The 2419-nt window shown below is 55.4% G+C and carries 2 protein-coding genes; both read right to left on the minus strand.

What is annotated here, in order from left to right; all coding sequences use genetic code 11:
* Positions 1-410: 410 nt before the first annotated feature.
* Positions 411-902, minus strand: coding sequence for a hypothetical protein (locus tag ABD842_RS13860; protein ID WP_345114989.1), 492 nt, complete (start codon positions 900-902; stop codon positions 411-413).
* Positions 903-916: 14 nt separating this feature from the next.
* Complete coding sequence (locus tag ABD842_RS13865; RefSeq protein WP_345114992.1) at positions 917-1660, minus strand: ParA family protein; 744 nt, start codon at positions 1658-1660, stop codon at positions 917-919.
* Positions 1661-2419: the final 759 nt, after the last annotated feature.

Raw genomic sequence — 2419 nt, forward strand, 5'->3', positions numbered from 1 at the left:
CCATTGACTACGAGTATACCCCCGCCAGCCACGTCACCTGGCTCTTGCTCGCCAACATGGCCTTATGCCTAAACCGGCTTGCCTAAATTCCCAAACACCCTCTAAACCCCTTAAACAGGGCCGTAGCGTGACGCAAATCGAATTTCAGGTCACTACCACCCCAAGCAGCAGATAGTGGCGTACGAGGGCCCAAACGCGGCCGTATTTGGTCGGCTTACGACCCACTTCGGGTTGCGCTCGGACCAGGCCCACAAAGTGCTGACCTTGCATTCGCTGGCCGACATCAACCGGCAGTTGCACAAGATTCAGCTGCGAGTGGCTAACCACGAGCTTGAAAACGTTGGTGCTTACACCGCCAAGCTATTCGGAGTTTAGGCGTCCCTATCCCACCATCCCACCATCCCACCAAGCTACTCACCGATACTGGCCTGCCGTCCCTGCTGGATACGATGCCGGCGCTGTTGCTCTTGCTCGCGGGCCTGGGCCGGACGGGCCGGGACTGGGGCAGCGCCGGCGAAGAGTAAATCCAATGCCTCTTGCAGCGCTTGCTTCTGCGAGTAGGTATAGTCACCCTGAGCGCGGCGGGCATGAACGAAATCACGCAGCTGCTCCAGGTGGCCCCGGCTCAACACGAAGGTTTGACGCACGCTATCCGGTGCTGCCTTAGCCGCCGTGGGCGCGGGAATGGCGTCGGAGATATTATCAGTGTTACTTATGTTACTCGTGTTACTCATGTTACCGATATTACCGGTAATACCGGTATTACCTGCTGATTTCAGCTTTTCAGCCGGCTTTTTTACGGATGTGGGCTCGTCACTGAGGTCAAAAAAGTCGCGTTCGGACGTAGGCTTAGGCGCGGTCGGCTCACCGGGGCGGGGCAGGTTTTTAAAGGTCTTGGCCATGGAAAGCGAACGGATTAACGGGTGAGAATTTCCGCCACCAGTGCCTGGTAGTCGGTTGCCCCGGCGCTCTGCGGGGCGTAGGTGAAAATGTCCTGGCCCAGGTGCGGCGCTTCGCCCAAGGCAATGCTCTCACGGATGAAGCTGGTCAGCACCAGCCTCGGATAGAGCGTGCGCAGTTCCTCAGCCGTTTCGCGGCGCAGCACCTTGCGGCCGTCATGGCGAGTGAAGAAGATGCCGCCCACCGACAGGTCCGGGTTCAGCCGCCGCCGCACCCGGCCGACCAGTTCCAACACTTTCTCCAATCCGTCGGCAGCGTACATCTGCGCCTCCAATGGGATATAGAGGGCTTGCGCGCAGGCGTAGGCATTGAGCGTGACCAAGCCCAAGGCCGGTGGGCAGTCCAGCAAGATGTAGTCGCAACGCTCGCGCACGGGTTCGAGTAATTCCTTTAGCAGAAACTCGCGGTCCAGTTCGTCGCCTTTAACCTTCTCAAAACCCGACAGGGCCGGGGAGCCGGCCACCAGCGCCAGGTTCTCGTGCAGCGCGTATGCTTTTAGGCGGTACTCGCCAAGCAAAGCACCGTACACGTTCTGCTCAGCATCGACTAGGCCTAAGCCTTTGGTCAGGTTAGCTTGGGGGTCCAAGTCCACCAGCAATACCCGCTGGCCGGCCCGAGCGAGGCCCGCTCCAACGTTGGCTGTGGACGTGGTTTTGCCGACTCCCCCCTTTTGGTTTGTAAACGCCAGAATCTTGCTCATGCCACAAACATACGCAACTGAATGTTACTAGTGTTACTAGTATTATCCATGTTACTGGTGTTACCAACACTGTCAATAAGGCTTCGGAAATCCAGCTAATTTTGCTGGTGCAGCGGTCAAGCTACCGCGCTCCGAAGCCCACCGTATGGACATCGACGTCGTCAACAAATTTAAGCACCTCGCCATTATTGCCCCTCACTTCCGATGACAAGCTGAGTGAAGCCATCGTGCTAAAGGGAGGCAACGCCATCGACTTGGCTTACAGGGGTCGCACTAGACTAGGAACGGAAAACAACGCTAAGCCCACTTGACTATCAAAAACGAGCTTATTTGTCTCACCAAGTCAATCATTCAGGATGATGTGAGCCGTTGATACGTGAGATAGGCAAAAGTTACACGCCAGACGGGCCAGAACCTGATTTTCTCAAAAACCGCCTTGGTAGCGTTTAAACGTACGTTTTCTGAGATAGCCCGCTAGCTCAAGATTCCTTAGCGTTGTTTTCCGTTCCTAGTCTAGTGCGACCCCTTACAGTGGCCAGCAGGACGCAGTTTCGCGCACCTCCTCAAAGTTGGCTCCGATTAAACTCTTTGGTAGATAGCTGAAGGGAATTCTTGCCGTTGTCTGAAACAGCTAAATGGTTTTCTAGTATTTGGTATGGGGCTTAGGAAGCAGAAGTCAAGAGAATGGGCGTAACTTACTGTTATGCAGCCTGCTAACCGCTACTATAAGTGCAGCAAAATTTCGACCCTTAAATTCCG

The organism is Hymenobacter algoricola (genome assembly GCF_039539525.1).
GTDB classification, from domain to species: domain Bacteria; phylum Bacteroidota; class Bacteroidia; order Cytophagales; family Hymenobacteraceae; genus Hymenobacter; species Hymenobacter algoricola.